At 71.9% G+C, this 591-nt stretch carries 1 pseudogene; it reads right to left on the reverse strand.

Annotated elements, in window-relative coordinates:
* A pseudogene (locus tag BHE97_RS20290) lies at positions 1-591 on the reverse strand (hypothetical protein); the annotation flags it as partial.

A 591-nucleotide genomic window follows, 5' to 3' on the forward strand; every position in this document is an offset into this window, starting at 1 on the left:
CTGTCGAGGCTGTCGCCGGCCCTCTGCACGGTGGTGAGCGGTCTCCGCAACTCGTGCGACACGTCGGCCACGAACCGCTGCTGGACCCGCGAGAGGTTCTCGACACGACGGCTCTGGCTCTGGAGGCGCTCGGCCACCTGGTCGCAGTCCTTGGTGAGACGGGCGCTGTCGTCCTTGCCGTGCACGTGCATACGCTGTTCGAGGCGTCCGGCGGCGAACCGCTCGGCCGTACGTCCGCCGACCCGAAGCGCGTCGACCACCTCGCGGACTCCCAGGCAGGCGACGAAGCCCACCACGAGCACCATGACGCTGCCGCCCGCGAGCAACGCCCCACCCAACAGACCGAGGGCCGGCTGCTGCCCGCGCATCGAGAAGACGCAGAACAGCGCATAACTGTCGCCGGAACCGGGAACCGCCAGCCGGCTGCCCACCACGACCGTCGCCGTCGGCCCCTCGCCCAGCAGCGGCCGCCCCCCGCACTGCCAGGCCATCCCGGGCGCAGAGCGGACAAGCTCCACGAGCGGCGCAGGCAGGACGCTCAGCGCGACGGTACCCGATGTCCTGACCGGCGCCTCCGGCTCGTCCGCGGAT

It is taken from the genome of Aeromicrobium sp. PE09-221, assembly GCF_002174305.1.
GTDB lineage: Bacteria > Actinomycetota > Actinomycetes > Propionibacteriales > Nocardioidaceae > Aeromicrobium.